This window comes from Sphingobacterium sp. ML3W, from assembly GCF_029542085.1.
Lineage (GTDB): Bacteria > Bacteroidota > Bacteroidia > Sphingobacteriales > Sphingobacteriaceae > Sphingobacterium.
The window spans coordinates 524,397-540,327 of record NZ_CP107036.1; the positions used below are offsets into that span (position 1 = coordinate 524,397).

At 39.3% G+C, this 15,931-nt stretch carries 12 protein-coding genes; 7 read left to right on the forward strand and 5 right to left on the reverse strand.

Features of this window, described 5'->3' with window-relative positions:
* Nucleotides 1-5: 5 nt before the first annotated feature.
* Entirely contained in the window at nt 6-1,124 is a 1,119-nt protein-coding gene (locus OGI71_RS02205; protein ID WP_282253667.1) for a WG repeat-containing protein, read from the reverse strand.
* Nucleotides 1,114-2,643, reverse strand: coding sequence for an aromatic amino acid ammonia-lyase (locus OGI71_RS02210; protein ID WP_282253668.1), 1,530 nt, complete (start codon nt 2,641-2,643; stop codon nt 1,114-1,116). The genes OGI71_RS02205 and OGI71_RS02210 overlap by 11 nt, the downstream gene beginning before the upstream one ends.
* Before the next feature lie 127 nt (nt 2,644-2,770).
* Between OGI71_RS02210 and OGI71_RS02215 the strand changes: the two genes are divergently transcribed.
* On the forward strand, nt 2,771-4,024 hold the full coding sequence (locus OGI71_RS02215; protein WP_282253669.1) for an NAD(P)/FAD-dependent oxidoreductase: 1,254 nt from the start codon (nt 2,771-2,773) through the stop codon (nt 4,022-4,024).
* A 2-nt stretch (nt 4,025-4,026) separates the two neighbouring features.
* On the opposite strand, the gene xerD is transcribed toward OGI71_RS02215, so the two are convergent.
* Nucleotides 4,027-4,929 (reverse strand): site-specific tyrosine recombinase XerD, encoded by a 903-nt coding sequence (gene xerD, locus OGI71_RS02220; RefSeq protein ID WP_282253670.1) that lies wholly within the window; start codon nt 4,927-4,929, stop codon nt 4,027-4,029.
* 237 nt (nt 4,930-5,166) lie between these two features.
* On the opposite strand from xerD, the gene OGI71_RS02225 reads away from it, so the two are divergent.
* On the forward strand, nt 5,167-8,022 hold the full coding sequence (locus OGI71_RS02225) for a M16 family metallopeptidase (protein WP_282253671.1): 2,856 nt from the start codon (nt 5,167-5,169) through the stop codon (nt 8,020-8,022).
* Nucleotides 8,023-8,164: 142 nt separating this feature from the next.
* Here OGI71_RS02225 and OGI71_RS02230 read toward each other — a convergent pair whose 3' ends face one another.
* Complete coding sequence (locus tag OGI71_RS02230; RefSeq protein WP_028068906.1) at nt 8,165-9,025, reverse strand: RNA polymerase sigma factor RpoD/SigA; 861 nt, start codon at nt 9,023-9,025, stop codon at nt 8,165-8,167.
* Nucleotides 9,026-9,413: 388 nt separating this feature from the next.
* On the opposite strand from OGI71_RS02230, the gene OGI71_RS02235 reads away from it, so the two are divergent.
* Nucleotides 9,414-9,635 (forward strand): helix-turn-helix transcriptional regulator, encoded by a 222-nt coding sequence (locus OGI71_RS02235; RefSeq protein ID WP_120260837.1) that lies wholly within the window; start codon nt 9,414-9,416, stop codon nt 9,633-9,635.
* Here the strand turns inward: OGI71_RS02235 and fmt are convergent.
* Entirely contained in the window at nt 9,632-10,549 is a 918-nt protein-coding gene (fmt, locus tag OGI71_RS02240; RefSeq protein ID WP_282253672.1) for a methionyl-tRNA formyltransferase, read from the reverse strand. The genes OGI71_RS02235 and fmt overlap by 4 nt on opposite strands.
* A gap of 149 nt (nt 10,550-10,698) precedes the next feature.
* On the opposite strand from fmt, the gene OGI71_RS02245 reads away from it, so the two are divergent.
* The 4 genes from OGI71_RS02245 (at nt 10,699) to OGI71_RS02260 (ending at nt 15,756) form a co-directional block, all read left to right on the forward strand.
* Nucleotides 10,699-11,916: an FtsX-like permease family protein gene (locus tag OGI71_RS02245; RefSeq protein WP_282253673.1), complete on the forward strand. Its 1,218-nt coding sequence runs from the start codon at nt 10,699-10,701 to the stop codon at nt 11,914-11,916.
* 115 nt (nt 11,917-12,031) lie between these two features.
* Nucleotides 12,032-14,155: a cation:proton antiporter gene (locus OGI71_RS02250; RefSeq protein ID WP_282253674.1), complete on the forward strand. Its 2,124-nt coding sequence runs from the start codon at nt 12,032-12,034 to the stop codon at nt 14,153-14,155.
* Between the two features lie 25 nt (nt 14,156-14,180).
* The gene (icd, locus tag OGI71_RS02255) at nt 14,181-15,443 is read left to right on the forward strand and encodes an NADP-dependent isocitrate dehydrogenase (RefSeq protein WP_282253675.1); all 1,263 of its coding nucleotides are present in this window, start codon (nt 14,181-14,183) and stop codon (nt 15,441-15,443) included.
* A gap of 55 nt (nt 15,444-15,498) precedes the next feature.
* Nucleotides 15,499-15,756 carry a hypothetical protein gene (locus OGI71_RS02260; RefSeq protein ID WP_120260842.1) on the forward strand — a complete coding sequence of 86 codons (258 nt, stop codon included), beginning with the start codon at nt 15,499-15,501 and terminating at the stop codon, nt 15,754-15,756.
* Nucleotides 15,757-15,931 lie beyond the last annotated feature (175 nt).

Genomic DNA, 15,931 nt, shown 5'->3' on the forward strand with positions numbered 1-15,931 from the left:
GTATATTAATTTTGAAATAATTCTGCATTGTCAAACCACTTATTTCCTAAGAGATTTCCTTTGGTATCAATGAATCCCCATTTACCGTTGAGTTTGACACGGGCAAGCCCATCAATAAAGCCCTTTTCCTGCTTCTTAAAAGTCAATGCTGCTGTAATGTCGTATTGAAAAGGAATAACAACTTTGCCCGCTCTATCGATAAATCCCCATTTGCCATCTTTGACAGCAGCAAGTCCTTCGGGAGAGAAAGATAAGGCATCGTGGTAAGCTACAGGAATAATCATTTTACCAGTGTTATCGACATATCCCCATTTCCCATTCATTTTCACAGGCGCTAGACCATGCTGGAAATTTCGAGCATCATCATAAGTAGCAGTAATTGCCCATTTACCTTCTGCTGTCATAAAACCTACTTTATTGCCTTGTTGAACAAGAATAAAGTCTGGATTTTCTATGTTTTCAATTTTTGAAACAGCCGGTACGAGGATTTCTGTTTGACCAGACACGATATACCAGTTATTTTGTTTTTTCGCCCAAACGAATCCCGCATTGAAGTCTCCGATATCATCATAGTTAGGTGCAACAATTTCTTTCCCCAGGTTGTCAATGATACCCCATTTTTTGTTTTTTGCAATTTTGGCATAACCACCTTTAAACGGACGGATAACATCATAAGTAGGGGCGAGCACAACCTCTTGTTTATTGTTAATAAGCCCTACTAAGTTTGAGTCGTCACGGTAGAAGGCTACACCGTCATTGAATTCATAGACACGTTTACTGGAAATTGCTTTCATTTCCTGACCTAAGGAATCGATATATTGCCAACCTTTCGAGGATTTGACCATAGCCATTCCCTGACTGAATGATCGGGCATTATCATATTGTGGCTGAACGATATAATTGGCGTCTTTATCTACAAATCCCCATTTGCTACCATTGTAAACAGCGATCTTTCCTTCGGACTGATCCTGTGCATCTTTATACTGAGGAGCAATCTGAAATGTCCCGTCTTTTTTGATAAATCCGATAAGTCCTTTTTCTTGGACCCGAGCTAATTGCTGTGCGGATGTGATGGAGCAGGATAGTATAAACAGTCCGCCAAGGGTGAGCTTCTTAATTATCATTTTTATTTATCAGATAGTCTTTTACTTTTTGTATAATCGGATACATCGCTTGATCTTCTTTAAAGACCGGAAATAATTTGCGAAGGTCCATATACCAAGATAGTGTTTCTTTTGCTAATTTTTCCTGACAGCCCAAATTGTCAATTGCCTGAGCTAAAGTTATAAATTCTATTGCCAATACTTCAAATGAGTTTTCAATAATCTGACTGCAGGACATTGCGGCATTTGTACCCATACTGACAATATCCTGGTTGTCGTTATTGTTGGGAATACTATGGATATAGATGGACGTACTTAAGGCCTGAGATTCCGCAGTAGTGGAGGTCGCGGTGAACTGTACACCCTGCATACCAAAATTTAGTCCCAAGGTTCCCAAATTCATAAAAGGTGGGAAAATCTCATTGATCTTGCTATTCAAGAGATAATTCAATTGTCTTTCAGCCAGCATGGTCATTTTGGTCATCACCAGTTTGAGCTTATCCATCTCAAGTGAAATATAATCACCATGAAAATTACCACCATGATATACATGTTTGCTCTCCACATCAATTATGGGATTGTCATTGGCGGAATTGAGTTCATTTTCAAGTACAGCTGCGACATTGTCAATGGTATCGGAAATTGGTCCCAAGATCTGCGGTACACAACGGATAGAATAATATTCCTGAACTTTGTCTTTGAAGATATCCTCTTGGTTTTCACCTGAGTACAGGTGATCTTCACGTTTTCGGATCAATAAGCTGGAGGCAAGGTGATTCCGCATTTTCCTTGCGATATTCTGCTGTCCAATATGTTTTTTACTTTGATTTAACGCTTCTGAAAAATGATCATCGTATGCTTGCACAATTTCGTTGATAGCGCATGCCGCTTTGATAGACCAGGATAGTGCCTTTTGGGCCTGATTCCAATTTAGGATACCAATGCCTGTCATGACAGAAGTTCCATTGATCAATGCTAGACCTTCACGAAGGACAATTTGAATAGGTTTGAGCCCCTCCGCTTCAAAGGCCTGCATGGTGGCGATACGTTCATTTTTATAGATTACCTCGCCTTCACCGATCAACACTAATGCCAGATGGGCCAATTGTACAAGATCGCCACTCGCACCGACACCACCATGCGCAAAAATGATCGGCGTAATGTTGCGGTTGATGAGTTCTTTCATTAATGTGATCGCTGAGCGATGAACACCTGAATAACCCAGTGTTAGCGTATTCAAGCGGGCTAAAATCGTGCTTTTAACCTGCAATGGGTCTAAGAGCCGCCCTGTTCCTGATGCGTGGCTGCGGATCAGATTGTATTGAAGCTTGATTCTATCCTCGTCCTTAATTCTATATTGTGCCATAGGGCCGAAGCCGGTATTGACACCATAAATTATTTTGTTATCGGCAAATTTTAGAAGAAAATCGTGACTAGCATCAACTTTCTCCCAGACATCGTCATCAATAGCCAAGTGTTCATTTCTATAGGTTATTTGGACAAACTGTTTTAAATCTAAATGCTTTGCAAGTGAGCTCATGGGGTATGGGATAGCAATTTTGAAAAACTCTCGAAATTGTTTTTTTTATATTATTTTTTGTGAATAGATTTGGCATTTATTAATCAGAGACGAAATTAATATTTTTTTCTTTTAATCAAAGCGTATAATGAACGTTGAAGAGGTCGACATTTTGATCATTGGGGCTGGTCCATCAGGAGCAGTGGCTGCGGGGTATCTGCAAAAACAGGGGGCGAAAATAAAAGTAGTTGAAAAGAGCAGATTTCCAAGGATAGTGGTTGGGGAGAGTTTGATTCCTCGGGTTATGGACCACTTTGATGAAGCAGGATTGTTTGACGCGTTGGATGCTAAGGGTTTTGAAAAGAAATTTGGTGCGCGCTTTATACGTGGCGAGGAAATCTGTATTTTCGATTTCTCTGATAAGTTTTCCCCTGGTTGGGATTGGACATGGCAGATTCCCAGAGCAGACTTTGATCTGGAAATGGCCAATGAGCTCATCCGAAAAGGTGTGGATCTACAATTTGAGACCGAAGTGATCGATGTACAGTTTATGGATGAAATGTCTATGACCACTGTACGTAACAAAGAAGGCGTAGAGACAACCATTAAAGCAAATTTTCTGATCGATTGCTCTGGCTATGGTCGGGTGCTGCCACGTATGTTAAATCTGGATCAGCCTTCCCGATTAAGTCCGCATTCGGCGATATTTAGCCATGTCAGCGATGTAAACAGACCAGTAGGACAGGAGGGGAGCTTGATATCTTTTGATATATTGGAAACGCAGGTCTGGTTATGGGTTATCCCATTTTCGAATGGCAATACATCTGTAGGGATTGTAGGGCCAACTTCCTTTATTGAAAATCTTGGTGCAGATACAACTGTTGCATTGAACAAGGCGATTCAACTTTCTGATTACTATGTGAAGCGTTTTGGCGATTTGCCTTTTATTTTTGAACCGCGCAAATTGAGTAATTATTCGACAGCGGTAAGTAAGATGTACGGAAAGGGGTATGCATTGACTGGTAATAGCTCTGAATTCCTTGATCCTGTATTCTCTTCGGGTGTGTGTTTTGCCACAGAGTCCGGTATCTTGGCCGCAAAACTGGCTTTAAGGCAAGTGCGAGGCGAAACGGTAGACTGGCAATCGGAGTTTGAAGATTATATGAAAGAAGGGATTGCTGTTTTTACCACTTACATCCAGGAATGGTATACCGGAAATCTACAGGAGCTGTTTTATCATCGACCGGAAAACCCAGAAGTTAAAAGAAGCATCTGTGCTATATTAGCGGGATACGTCTGGGATAGAAATAATCTATTTGTTGTGAAGCATGACCGTGCTGTGAAAAATTTGGCACATCTTATCCGAATGTCCAAAGGTGAACAATATGATTCGCTATGCTAAAATTACGATCTGGGATGGTATTGTGTGATGATGGAATGGAGGTAATCCCGATCTATATGTGTATATATTTCAGTTGTTGTAATACTTTCATGCCCCAGCATATCTTGTACAGCCCTTAGATCAGCACCGCCTTCAACAAGGTGGGAAGCGAAGCTATGTCTAAAGGTGTGAGGACTGATTATCTTCTGTAACCCAATTTTCTGAGCAAGTTCCTTAATGATCAGAAAGATCATCACCCGGGACAAAGCCGAACCTCTTCTGTTCAGAAATACAATATCCTCATTTCCATTCTTGATCTTAATATGTGGCCTAATGGAATCCAAATAAAGCCTGAGATGTTTGATCGCCTGTTGTCCAATGGGAATCAGTCTTTCTTTGCTACCTTTACCTTCCACTTTGATAAATTCTACGTCGAGAAACAAATTGGAGATCTTGAGATTGACGAGTTCAGACACACGCAATCCACAGCCATATAAAACTTCAATAATTGTTTTATTGCGTTGGCCTTCCGTGGAAGAAAGATCTATAGCAGCTATCAATTGATCAATCTCATGAATACTCAATACACTGGGGAGTTTCCTCGCCAGGCGTGGCGCTTGTAGCAATTCTGTTGGATTATTATCCAGTTCATGTTCAATGATCAGAAAACTAAAAAAGGTTTTTAGCCCGGATATCAAGCGGGATTGTGTAAAAGGTGAAATATTGAACTCCTGTAACCAGTGTAGAAAATCCTGAATATCCTTCCGTACGACTTTGTTTAAAACGAGTCCGTTGTCCTCACAATAGATCTGGAATTTGGAGACATCGTTGAGGTAAGCCTCGATCGAATTAATGCTCAAACCCCGCTCGAACTTTAGAAATTGCTCGAATTCTTTTTTAATGACCTGCCAGTTGCTAAAATCCATTTGCAACAAAATTACAATTAACTATTGTTCTTTTCGAAAGATATTCTGTATTTTTAAACGTGTTTTTTATAAACCATGAGCAGTCGTAAAGAGACACTCGATCCCATATGGGATATTAATAAATATTATTTATCCGTATTTTACTATTTATCGGGACAATTGGTCTCCAGTTCCGTTTACCCTAATATAAACAATTAGCAAAAAATAACTGACTAAAAAAAAAAGAGATTTTTTTGTATGAAATTCATTAAACCACTTGCATTAGCCTTTTTGCTTCCGGCTACATTTTACGGCGTAGAGGCAAAAATGCCAACTACTTTAACGGCACATGCCAGGGCTATTCTATCGCAGGATAGTTTGGCCTTAAATCAAAAGTTACCTTTCGACAATGAAGTTGTCACTGGTAAATTGAAAAATGGATTTACATATTTTATCCGCAAAAATACTGAGCCTAAGGGGCGCGTTACCATGTATTTGGGTATGAAAGCGGGTTCAATCCTAGAAAACGAAAAACAGCTTGGGTTGGCGCACTTTTTAGAGCACATGAACTTTAATGGCTTGAAGCATTTTCCAAAAAATGAACTTGTCAATTACCTTCAGAAAGCTGGTGTACGATTTGGCTCGGATCTGAATGCCTACACAAGCTTTGATCAGACCGTCTATCAATTACCTATCCCATCTGATGATCCGGAATTGCTGAAAAATGGACTACAGGTCATGCGCGATTGGGCACAGGATGCTTTATTGGACGGTGAAGAAATTGACAAAGAACGCGGTGTTATTTTGGAAGAGAAACGTGGTGGAAGAGGTGTGCAGCAGCGTCTGCAAGATCAGTATTTTCCTATGGTGCTTAATGGCTCCCTTTATTCAAAACGTCTACCTATTGGTACCGAAGAAATTTTAAAGACTTTTCCGTATACTGAAATACGCAAATTTCATCAGGATTGGTATCGACCAGATCTACAAGCGCTCATTATTGTAGGTGATATTGATCCCAAAGCAATTGAGGAAAAAGTGAAAGTATTATTTTCGGATATGACAATGCCGAAAAAGGTGCTTCCACGCAAAGAGTACAAGGTCGATTTATTAAATAAAAACCAATTTTTGACTATTTCGGATCCGGAATTGCCTTATACTGTCGCTCAGGTCTTAATCAAAAATGAGAAAGACAAGGTTGTCACTGTTGGAGACTACCGTAATGAATTACTCAAAAATATTTTCAATCAGATGATTGCTGGTCGTTTTTCTGAACTGATGCAGCAACCGAATCCACCTTTTATGCAAGCTGGTGGTAGTATTGGTGATTTTGTTGCGAATTTAAATACCTTCTCTTTATTGGTTGTACCTAAACCTGGTGAACTGGAGTCTGGATTTAAGGCCATGCTGACTGAATTTGAACGTATTCAAAAATATGGTTTCACGCAGACAGAATTGGATCGTGCGCTTGCCGATATGAAGAAAGGAAATGAAATGGCATATATCGAGCGGGATAAGAAGAAATCCGATAGCTATGTCAACCGTTATCTGAACTATTTCATCGACAATGAGCCGGCCTTGAGCAATGAATCTTCTTATAGCTTAACGAAACAGTTGTTGCCTACATTGAAACTCGAAGAGGTGAATGGCCTGGTTAAAAAGTATTACACGGATTTAAATCGTGATATATTAATTATGGGGCCAGAAAAGGAAAAGGCGAACCTGCCTACAGAACAAGCTGTTTTGGGATGGGTGAAGGCGGTCGAAGATAGTCCGGTTTCTGCTTATGAGGATAAGGTCTCCAATCTTCCCTTGCTTTCCAAAGAACCTACTAAGGGTTCAATCGTGTCCTCAAAGGATGTCACAGCCGTCCAAGCTAAAGAATTGGTTTTGAGCAATGGCGTGAAGGTGATTTTAAAACCTACAGATTTTAAAAATGACGAAATCCAGATTATGGCCTATAGTCCTGGAGGAACGTCGTTGTATGCTGATGCTGATTACTTCTCCGCTTCAAATGCCTCTTCATTAGTCGATGCGAGCGGTGTCGGACAAATGAGTAACGTGGAGCTGACTAAATATCTTGCCGGAAAAGAGGTGTCGATTTCCCCATATATCTCAGAAAGATATGAGGGTCTTTCAGGTAGCACGGACAAAGAAGGCTTGAAAAGTGCTTTTGAGCTCATTTATGGCTATTTTACAGAGCCTCGTCTGGATAGTGACGTTTTCCAAAGTACAATGACAAGAGCAAAAGGATCACTAGAAAATAGATTGAGCGATCCAAATAATGTTTTTTCAGATAAAGTGAAGGCGGTACTCTATGGGAATAACGTTCGCCGGCAAAATGCTACTGTCGAGACGCTAACAAAAATCGACCGTGATCGTGCATTGGCAATTTATAAAGAGCGATTTGCAGATGCTTCAGATTTTGTGTTTACCATTGTAGGCTCATTTGATGAAGCACAGATTAAACCGTTCATTGAGACTTATCTTGCTTCCCTACCTGCGGTCAAACGAGGAGAGAATTACAAAGACTTAAATATTCTGGAACCGAATAAGGGGGAACGTGTGGTTGTTCATAAAGGCAAGGAAGAAAAAGCAAGTACCCAATTGGCTTATTACGGAGACTATAATTATAGTGAAAGTGAGAATGTCAATATGGAAGCTTTAGAAAGTGTATTGACAATCAAATTGCTTGAGCGACTGCGCGAGAAAGAAGGTGGTGTTTACGGCGTTGGTGCCCGTGCCAGCTTCGGTAAATTACCTAAAGCACGCTATGCCTTTTCAATTGGTTTTGGTTCAGCAGTGGATAAAGCGGATGTTTTGATTGCTTCTGCTTTGGATGAAGTGAAAAAGATACAGGATCAAGGTGCGGATAAAGTAGATATTGAAAAATTTGTGGCTGAACAAAAAAGACAGAATGAATTGAGTTTACGTGAAAATGGCTACTGGCTGAATTACATTTCGAGTTCTTATCAAAATGATTTGGATATCACTAGATATAAACGTCGGATAGAGAACCTGAATAAAGTTACGCCAAAATCAATACAAGATGTAGCTGGAAAGTACCTGAAGAAAGATCGGCTTTTCGAATTCATTTTAATGCCAGATTCTAAATAAAGAATAGCATTGATCCAATATCAATGGGTAGGGGCTGTTTGCGAAAAGCAAGCAGCCTTTATTGTACAAAAAACTTTATTGTACAAAAAAAATCCCAATCATTTCTGATTGGGATTACCAAAAATTTCAATAAATATCTCTTTTAACCTAAATAAGATTTTAAGATTTTGCTTCTTGAAGTGTGTCTCAAACGTTGAAGAGCCTTGTCTTTAATTTGACGGACGCGTTCACGTGTCAAATTGAATTTCTCACCGATTTCTTCGAGCGACAGTTGGTGGTTGGAACCTAATCCAAAGAATAGAACGATGATTTCACGTTCTCTTTCTGTTAAAGTTGCCAATGATCGCTTGATTTCTTCTGATAGAGATTCATCAATTAGAGAACTATCGGTGTCTGGGTCATGGTTTTCCAATACATCCAAGAGTGTGTTTTCTTCACCTTGAACGAAAGGTGCATCCATAGACACATGACGTCCAGAATTACTTAGGGTATCCGAAACCTTGTCAACTGTGGTTTCAAGGATATCAGCCAATTCTTCTGGAGATGGTTCCCGCTCGTATTCTTGTTCTAGTTTTGAGAAAGCTTTACTGATTTTGCTTAGAGAACCTACTTGGTTCAATGGCAGACGTACGATACGTGATTGTTCAGCAATTGCTTGAAGAATAGATTGGCGAATCCACCAAACGGCATAAGAAATAAATTTAAAACCCTTTGTTTCGTCAAAACGTTTAGCCGCTTTAATTAAGCCCAGGTTGCCTTCATTGATTAAATCACCTAAGGTCAATCCTTGATTTTGATATTGTTTTGCTACTGATACTACGAAACGAAGGTTGGTTTTAGTCAATTTTTCCAAGGCAACTTGGTCGCCTTCGCGGATGCGCTGTGCTAATTCTACTTCTTCTTCTGCTGTAATTAAGTCTACTTTACCAATTTCGTGTAAGTATTTGTCTAAAGACTGGGACTCACGATTGGTGATAGATTGTGTAATTTTGAGCTGTCTCATTAATTTTTATTAATTCTCCTCTCTAAGAAATGTTTGCGAAAATACGAAAAATTTTTGAATTATTAATGGAAAATGGATTATCTAACCTCTCATCTATAATGAGTTATGATTTTGTAAATCTTCATTTTACACTATCAAAAACTATTCCATTTAAAATTGTTTTTCTTTCTCAATTGTGGCTATAATATTCAACTGATTGATATTTAAAGCGCTAACAAATTTTATTTTTTTTCTATTCTCAAGTAATTTATCTAATGATATCAGATATGTTACGTAAAACGTATTCTTTGAATTTATTTTAAAATGATAATTTTATGATAAAACAAAAAGATATATGTTTTGTTTTACAAGAGACATTAAATAAATTTAAAGGAATAAAAATTATAATATGCCAATCTTAATTCATTTGGATAAAATAATGAAAGAGAAAAAAATGTCACTTAACCAATTGAGTGACAGTGTAGGGATTACACTTTCTAATCTTTCAATCATAAAAAATCAAAAGGCTAAGGCCCTGCGATTAGATACACTTGAAGCAATATGTAAAGCGCTAGACTGTCAGCCTGGTGATTTGTTGCAATATTATGATGGAGATGACGAGAAAAACTAGAATCTATAGCCTTTTAAAAAGTCTACCACATTCATTTTCTTCTTGCCTTCCAGTTGAAGTTCCGATACCATGATATAGCCATCTTGTGTCGCAAACTTTAAATAGCTTTTTTGGTCTGTCTCTATTGTTCCCGGTGCAGCAGTAGTAGCTGTTTGCTCTTTTTCTGTTTTATATATTTTTAATACCTTGTTATTGAGTACAGTAAATGCCGTTGGATATGGACTAAGTCCGCGTATAAAATTATAAACAGCATCAGTAGATTGATCCCAATTTATTTTACAATCTTCTTTAAAAATTTTCGGTGCGTGTTTCAACGTTTCTGTTGGGAGGATATCATCTTGGCTTTTCGGCTGTAAATTTCCCTCTTTCAGCTGTTGTATCGTTTGAAGGAGTGTTCTGGCTCCCGCAACCATCAGGTTGTCGTGAAGATCTCCAGCTGTGTCAGTTTCATTTATTGTAACTTTTTCGGCTAAAAGTATATTTCCAGTATCAATCTCATGTTGCAATAAGAATGTAGTCACTCCGGATTCTTTCTCCCCATTCATAATAGCATGATTGATTGGAGCTGCACCTCGGTATTGGGGGAGTAAAGAGGCATGTACGTTAATGGTGCCCTGTTTCGGCATATTCCAGACAACTTCAGGCAGCATACGGAATGCCACCACGACCTGAAGATCGGCTTGATAGTTTTTGAGTTCGGCAAGAAAGGCCTCATCCCGAAGTTTGACCGGTTGAAGGACGGGGATATTGTGTTGGGTAGCGTATGCTTTAACGGCTGATTCATGTATCTTTTGCCCACGACCTGCCGGTTTGTCCGGTACTGTAACTACAGCAACGACTTGTTCGCCAGATTGAATGAGTGCATCAAGTGAAGCAACGGCAAAGTCAGGAGTGCCCATGAAAATAATACGCATAAGAGCTGTGTTTTTTGTAAAATCCTTAAAATCAATAAAATCGTTGGGATGATAGAAATCATCTGCGAAAACGCTAATAATTTGCTATTAAAGTTTTGTAAATAACAAATTTTTATAACTTTGCGAAGTTACATAAATATATTGAAAGCTTGAATTTTCCTTATTTTTTAGCAAATCGAATAGCATTTTCAGGTAAACGGACGTTCTCAAAATTGATCGTTCGGGTTACGATCGGTGCAATTGCGCTAGCCATTGCTGCCATTATCATATCTATTGCGGTTTTGCGGGGATTTAAGGGGGAGATCATCAGCAAGCAACGTGGTTTTTTTGCGGATGTATTGGTGCTACGTTATGATCTCAATAAATCGTATGAAAATTCACCCATCTCACTTACGCCTCAACTCCATAAGTCTATATTAGCAGACCCTGAAGTATATTCCATTAATCCATTTGCAACCAAAGCTGGGATTATCAATGTGAACGACGAAGTGGAAGGCGTGGTTTTGAAAGGTATTGATTCGCTATACGATCAGCAGCCTATAAAAAATATGCTGCTCGAAGGGAATACGATAGATTTTAAATCCGAGAACACCGATAATCAGATCTTAATTTCTAAATATCTGGCAGATAGATTGTTGTTGAAAGTAGGCGACGATTTTATTATGTATTTTGTCCAGGAGCCCATCCGTAAGCGAAAGTTTGTCATCAAGGGAATATTTAATACAGGGTCGGAGGAGCTTGATAAAGTTTACGTAATCGGATCTTTGAATGTCATTAGAAAGCTGAGCAATCTTGATGATAATGAGGTCGGTGGCTATGAGATTCGAATCAAGGATTTCAGCCAACTCCAACAGACAACACAAAAAATAGAAGATATGCTGCCTATTGATATGCAGGCAATCAATATTAAAGACCAGGTGCCCGATATTTTCCAGTGGTTGGATTTATTGGATATGAACACCAAAATTATCTTTATCTTAATGACTGTGGTAGCTATTATCAATATGATTTCAGCTTTATTGATCACCATCCTTGAGCGCACATCCATGATTGGTATATTAAAGGCTTTGGGTTACCATAATGCTGGTATACGCCGGGTCTTTATGTATAGTGCCCTGTATCTCATTGGACTTGGTCTGTTGATTGGAAATCTTATCGGATTAGGCTTTTATTTTCTACAGGATTATACCCATTTTTTCAAACTGGATGAGCAGACCTACTACATTTCTTATGTTGCCGTAAAACTCTATTGGTCCGACGTTATTTTGGTCAATCTTGCGGTGGTATTTATTGGCATGGTTTCCTTGTTTATTCCTTCGATGTTAATCACCAAGATTAGTCCGATAAAAGCAATTTCTTTTAAGTAAGCCCTTTTTTAGGCGTCGTTTTGTTGGAAAAATTGTATTTTTAAAGCTGTTAGCTATTTTACGGCTGGTAACGAAAAATAAGTTGACACATTTTACCGATAGCATACGAGCACATATGAATAAAACTTTCGAGCATATTTCCCACGCTTTTGAAGCGCCCTTACAGAATCCCGTACTTATTTTTTCACTGGTACTCTTTATTATCCTACTTTCACCCATTATCCTCAGACCGATCAAGGTGCCGGGCATTATTGGTTTGATTATATCTGGTGTTATTATTGGACCCCATGGATTAAATTGGTTGGAAAAAAACTCTGCAATTAATCTGTTTTCCACGATAGGGCTTTTGTATATTATGTTTATTGCCGGTCTGGAATTGGATATGAATGAATTTAAAAAGACCAAGAACAAAAGTTTGCTATTTGGTTTTTTTACATTTATTGTGCCTATAAGCATAGGTTATCCTGTTTGTCATTTGTTGTTGGGGTACGATGTACTGGCGAGTCTTTTGATCTCGAGTATGTTTGCGACGCACACCCTAGTATCTTATCCCATTGTGAATAGTTATGGTATTTCCAAGATGGAAGCTGTGGCGATTACGATTGGTGGTACGATCCTGACCGATACGGCAGTACTGATTATATTGGCTGTTATTACTGGAGTTTCACAGGGTAATATTGGAAATGAATTTTGGGTTACACTTGGGATTTCCTTCGCCATATTCCTCTTTATCATGTTCGGTATTATCCCGCGGATCGCAAAATGGTTTTTTGAACGGTTGGGCAGCGAAAAGACATCAAACTATATTTTTGTACTTTCCGTAGTGTTTTTTGCGGCATTCTTAGCGGAAATTGCGGGACTGGAACCTATTATCGGGGCCTTTGTGGCTGGTCTGGCCTTGAATAAATTGATTCCGCATTCTTCGGCTCTGATGAATCGAATTGAGTTTATCGGGAATGCCGTTTTTATTCCTTTCTTCCTCATATCAGTCGGTATGATAGTGGATGTGAGTGTAATTTTAAAAGGACCTCAGGCATTAATTATAGCAGGTACCTTGACTGTCGTTGCAATCGTGGGGAAATATGCTGCTGCTTGGCTGACACAGAAAACATTTAAATATAGTCGTGGGCAGCGCAACTTGATTTTTGGCTTGAGCAGCGCTCATGCTGCAGCGACTTTGGCTGTTATTATGGTCGGTTATAAAAATGGCATCATTGATGAAAATGTCTTGAATGGTACGATTTTGTTGATCTTGGTAACTTGTATTGTTGCCACTATTGTGACAGGGAATGCTTCCCGGAAAGTGGTTATGGATGGGGAGCAAGATGAAGAGCATACTGACGTGGTGAAGGAGAAAGACGAAAATATATTGATCTCTATTGCAAATATGGACAATATGGAACCTATCCTTGACTTTTCCACTTACATCAAGAGTAAAAAATGCACTCAGCCTGTGAATATTGTATCCGTGGTAAAAGATAATGAACAGGCACAGCTGAATATGAGTAAAGCCCGCAAAAATTTGGACAATATGGTGCGTTATGCTTCTGGTTCGGAGACCAATGTTAATATCAGTGCAACGATAGATTTAAATATTGCAAGCGGTGTAGCTCGGTCAGCGAAAGAAGTTTCTGCAAATTGTATTGTGCTTGGTTGGCCAAGCGCAGCAAATTTTATGGATAAATTTGTTGGTGAAAAAACAGAAAGTATCCTCAACAGAACATCGGCTAATGTGATGCTCTGCCATTTTAGAAAACCTTTTATTTCCAATAAAGCTATCGTTGTATTTGCACCGCCAATGTGTGAGGCAGAGTTTGGTTTCGAGTATTGGTTGGAGAAGGTTATTAAACTTGCACAGGAACTATCGGTTCCAATCTCTTTTGTTGTGGATACGCGCTCCACATCTGCAATTGAGGCGCACCTGGTCGAAATAAAGAACTCTGTGCCAGTTACTTTTAAACACTATGATGACTGGGATAATTTACAGGGATTAAAAGCGTTTAAGGACGAAGAGTCCATGTTCATTTTTGTGTCTGCACGAAATGGAGAGGTTTCATATCGCGATTCGTTGGATGGTGTGGCAAAAAAATTAGATCGGATCTATGCAAACGAAAACCTTGTTTTGGTGTTTCCTAGTAGGGTAGAGAATGCGCACATCGACGAATACGAGGATGTTGAGGCTGCTCCGATATTCCGAAAGATTAGTAAAGAGATTGGAAATATGTTTAATAAAGGATAGTTGCTATCCGCAAAAAACGCTGATTATGTCAAATAAGATTACAATGTCCAACGATGGAACACTACAAGTTCCAGATTCCCCAACGATTCCTTTTATCATAGGTGATGGTATAGGTCCTGACCTATGGCATGCCGCCGTGCGTGTTTTTGATAAAGCCGTGGAGAAGTCCTATAACGGACAACGAAAAGTCAGTTGGAAGGAAGTTTTGGCAGGAGAGAAAGCATTTGATGAAACCGGAGAGTGGTTGCCCAAAGCGACATTGGATCTATTGCGCGAATACCTGGTTGGTATAAAAGGGCCTTTGACCACACCCGTAGGTGGTGGCATACGCTCCTTGAATGTTGCCTTACGGAAGGATTTGGATCTCTACGTCTGCCAGCGACCGACGAAGTGGTTCCAAGGTGTGCCATCTCCGGTCAGACATCCAGAATATGTGGATATGGTCATATTTCGGGAGAATACCGAAGATATCTATGCCGGGATAGAGTTTCAGGCGGGAAGTGCAGAAGCCAATAAACTACAGGATTTTTTACATGACGAACTTGATATTGACTATAACTTTTCGAGTACCACGGGGGTAGGGGTCAAGCTGGTTTCTGAAGAAGGATCCAAACGCTTGGTTCGAGCAGCGATTGAACATGCTATTCATTATGCATTACCCTCGGTGACTATAGTGCACAAGGGTAATATTATGAAATATACAGAAGGAGCCTTTAAAATCTGGGGTTTCGAGGTTGCAGAAACAGAATTTGCGGATAAGACCTATACTTGGGGGCAATGGGAACGTACCAAAGCAGCGCAAGGTGAGGCCGCGGCCAACCAGGAACAAAAAGAAGCCTTGGCTTCAGGTAAAATCTTGATTAAGGATATTATCGCAGACAACTTCCTGCAACAAATCTTGCTTAATCCGCGCGACTTTTCTGTGGTGGCAACCTTAAATCTAAACGGGGATTATATCTCGGATGCTTTGGCAGCCATGGTAGGCGGTATAGGAATTGCACCGGGGGCCAATATCAACTTTAAAACCGGTCACGCTGTTTTTGAAGCGACCCATGGTACAGCACCTCGGTTTGCGAATACCAATACCATGAATCCTTCATCCGTTATCCTCAGTGGTGTGATGATGTTTGAATACCTGGGTTGGACAGAAGTAGCGGCGGCAATTGTGCGTGCATTGGGGGAAACCATTATTGCGAAAACGGTCACTGTTGATTTTTACAATCTGATGGATGATGCGACCTTAGTGAAAACCAGTGAGTTTGCTGATCGGATCATCGAAAAATTATAAGGATTTTCTTTTTTAAGATATTAAGCAGAAATTTGACTAAAATTTCTGCTTTTTTATGGACTACGACCAACTTCCTCCTTTTGTAAAGGAATCCACCGTTTTTAGTACGGAAGATAAAATTAAACTGGCAAAGTTAGATCGACTGCCTACACCGTTAGAGGTGGATGAGATTACGTCCTTGCCAGAAATTTACGAATTGTTAAATGCCTTTATTGGAGACCAATCCTCCCGTAACGTCCATCTTCAGCTTAAAGCAAAGGAGTATTTGCAAGATAATCAATTAGATATGGCTTGGAAAGTGATTCTTCTGTGATTGTTTTAATAACCAATAGGGATCTACTTGTGTAATATTTTTATTGAAATGATTCAGAATTTTGTAAATTTTCAATAAAAAAACAGAATAGTTGAAAAATATATAATTTTATTTTACCTTTGGTTTTTAAAACAACAGATTGCTTTACTAGGGTTCTGAATGAGCAATCAAACAA

Coding starts and splice junctions, on each gene's coding strand:
- OGI71_RS02205 (WP_282253667.1), bottom strand. CDS start 1,124: ATGATAATTAAGAAGCTCACCCTTGGCGGACTGTTTATACTATCCTGC.
- OGI71_RS02210 (WP_282253668.1), bottom strand. CDS start 2,643: ATGAGCTCACTTGCAAAGCATTTAGATTTAAAACAGTTTGTCCAAATA.
- OGI71_RS02215 (WP_282253669.1), top strand. CDS start 2,771: ATGAACGTTGAAGAGGTCGACATTTTGATCATTGGGGCTGGTCCATCA.
- xerD (WP_282253670.1), bottom strand. CDS start 4,929: ATGGATTTTAGCAACTGGCAGGTCATTAAAAAAGAATTCGAGCAATTT.
- OGI71_RS02225 (WP_282253671.1), top strand. CDS start 5,167: ATGAAATTCATTAAACCACTTGCATTAGCCTTTTTGCTTCCGGCTACA.
- OGI71_RS02230 (WP_028068906.1), bottom strand. CDS start 9,025: ATGAGACAGCTCAAAATTACACAATCTATCACCAATCGTGAGTCCCAG.
- OGI71_RS02235 (WP_120260837.1), top strand. CDS start 9,414: ATGCCAATCTTAATTCATTTGGATAAAATAATGAAAGAGAAAAAAATG.
- fmt (WP_282253672.1), bottom strand. CDS start 10,549: ATGCGTATTATTTTCATGGGCACTCCTGACTTTGCCGTTGCTTCACTT.
- OGI71_RS02250 (WP_282253674.1), top strand. CDS start 12,032: ATGAATAAAACTTTCGAGCATATTTCCCACGCTTTTGAAGCGCCCTTA.
- icd (WP_282253675.1), top strand. CDS start 14,181: ATGTCAAATAAGATTACAATGTCCAACGATGGAACACTACAAGTTCCA.
- OGI71_RS02260 (WP_120260842.1), top strand. CDS start 15,499: ATGGACTACGACCAACTTCCTCCTTTTGTAAAGGAATCCACCGTTTTT.